This is a genomic window from Caloramator mitchellensis (genome assembly GCF_001440545.1).
Classification (GTDB): Bacteria; Bacillota; Clostridia; order Clostridiales; family Caloramatoraceae; genus Caloramator; species Caloramator mitchellensis.
Window position 1 is genome coordinate 1 of sequence record NZ_LKHP01000038.1, and the last position, 2,541, is coordinate 2,541.

General features: G+C 31.9%; 2 protein-coding genes. Both read left to right on the forward strand.

What is annotated here, in order from left to right; all coding sequences use genetic code 11:
• Nucleotides 1–101 precede the first annotated feature (101 nt).
• The gene (gene istA / locus ABG79_RS12070; protein WP_057979715.1) at nucleotides 102–1,697 is read left to right on the forward strand and encodes an IS21 family transposase; all 1,596 of its coding nucleotides are present in this window, start codon (nucleotides 102–104) and stop codon (nucleotides 1,695–1,697) included.
• A gap of 2 nt (nucleotides 1,698–1,699) precedes the next feature.
• A complete protein-coding gene (gene istB, locus ABG79_RS12075) occupies nucleotides 1,700–2,467 on the forward strand; it encodes an IS21-like element helper ATPase IstB (protein WP_200956824.1) in 768 nt (255 codons plus the stop codon).
• Nucleotides 2,468–2,541 lie beyond the last annotated feature (74 nt).

The following is a 2,541-nucleotide window of genomic DNA, read 5'->3' on the forward strand; positions in this document are numbered from 1 at the left end:
TGTTTATGTTAAACTAATAATGGACCACAATTTCAGTTGAAACCTCCCCCACTTTAATGATAACCTCTTAGGTATAGATGCTTAAGAGGGGATGTGAGGGGATGATAACATTAATGAATAAACAACAAATAATTTTAGCATATTTTAACGAAGGCAAAGCGTTAAGAGCTATTGCAAGAGAGACAGGAATTGATAGAAAAACTGTTAGAAAATATGTTAGGGATTATGAAGAAAAGAGGAGGCAATTATTTGACTCTAATAAAATCTCAAGTTCCTTAGAAATAATTGATGCCATAGTTGAAGAACCAAAATATGATTCTTCTAATCGAGGTAAGAAAAAACTAAATGATGAAATAATTGCAAGAATTAAATTTTACCTTCAAGAAAATGAAAACAAGAAAGCTATTGGGCAAGGAAAGCAATTGAAAAAGAAAATTGACATATATGAAGCATTAATAGAAGAAGGATTTGATATTGGATATACAAGTGTATGTTCTGCAATAAATGCTATAAATGATAAAGCTAAAGAAGCTTTTATTAAAGCTGAGTATAGTCAAGGTGATGTCTGTGAATTTGACTGGGGGGATGTTAGGCTATTTATTGCTGGAGAATTGAAATACTTGCAGTTGGCTGTATTTACAACTGCTAAAAGCAACTATAGATACGCAGTTATCATGCCAAAGCAGAACACACAATGCTTTCAAGAATCACACGCCAAGTTTTTTGAACATGTAGGTGGAGTTTTTAAAACCATGGTATACGATAACATGAAAGTCGCTGTTAAGAAATTTGTAGGCCTTAACGAGAAAGAACCCACAGAAGGATTATTAAAGTTATCAATATATTATGGATTTAAATTTAGATTTTGTAATGTTCGCAGAGGAAATGAAAAAGGTCATGTTGAAAAAAGCGTTGAATACATAAGAAGGAAAGCATTTTCAAATAAAGATAATTTCGAATCAGTTGAAGAGGCAAACAAATATTTGGAAGAAGTGTGTTTGAGATTAAATAAAATTCTACAAACAACAAGGGATAACAAATCAGCGATTGAACTACTTGAGATGGAACGCGAAGGTTTGCTTCAAAATCCGCCAATATTTGATTCAGCGAGAATAGAAGAACCAAGAGTTGATAAATACTCCACAATTTTAATAGACAGTTGTCATTATTCAGTCCCTGATAATTTAGTAGGAAAGAAAATATTTGTAAAGGTTTATTCAAATAGAATACTTTGTTTTTATGAAAACGAAAAGATTTGTGAACATGAAAAGAAACATGGATTTAACGAATGGACAATCAAATTGGAACATTATTTGAAGACACTAAAAAAGAAACCTGGAGCATTAGCTTCAAGTTTAGCAATGAAGCAAATCGACCCCAGATTACAAAAAATCTACCAAGATTATTATATCAAAAGAGAAAGGGAATTTATAGAGTTAATTCAATTAATTTATGAAAAAAATTTAGAGGAAATATTGCAAGCTATAGAAGTTCTAAAAAAAATCAATCCCATAGATATTACGACAGAAAAAATTAAAGCAATCTGCAACCGAGGAGAAATAAGGAAAGAAAAAGGATTAACTAACGATATTTCGAGCACATCAGAAATAGATAAAGCATCCAAGAGAATGTTAAATATGTTTTCAGAATTAATACCTACCTCCAATGAAGATTTTAGGGAGGAGGTGATAATTTGAACATGAAAAACAAGAAAGATGTAAATAAAAGAATACAGGAATTTGCAACACAACTAAAAATACCTGGAATAAAGAAATATTTTGAAGAAGAAGCTAAAGAAGCATCAGCTATTGAACTCAGTTATGAAGAGTATCTCTTAAAGTTATTAGAAAAAGAATTTGAAATGAGACAGGAAAACGCGAAGCAAGGAAGGATTAGAACAGCGAATTTTCCATACAAGAAGTATATAGAGGATTTAATAGTTGAGGATTTGCCTGAGGATGCACAAAAGAAACTAAAGCTTTTGATATCACTTGATTTCATAAAAAGCGGACAGAATGTGATACTTGCAGGGAATCCAGGAACAGGCAAAACACATCTTGCAATAGGCCTAGGAATAAGAGCATGTCTAGCAGGGTATAAGGTTCTATTTACAACAGTGCCATTGTTGATTAATCAGCTCAAGGAGAGCCGCTCACAAAAGACCCTGAGGGCCTTTGAAAACAGGTTTGAAAAATATGATTTAGTAATTGCAGATGAATTAGGCTATATATCATTTGACAAGGAAGGAGCTGAGCTATTATTTACAAATTTATCATTAAGAGCAGGAAGAAAATCAACATTGATAACGACTAACTTATCATTTGAGAGGTGGGATGAAATATTTCAAGACCCAGTGATGACAGCTGCGATGATTGATAGATTAACTCATAAGGCATTCATAGTTAATATGAATGGAAATTCGTATAGATTGAAAGAAACGAAAAAATGGATACAGGAGCAGATATAAATGCTATTATTTTTTTAACCTTTGTGGAGGAATTTTCAATTGAAAAAAGGGTGAATTTTCAGTTGACAAATACA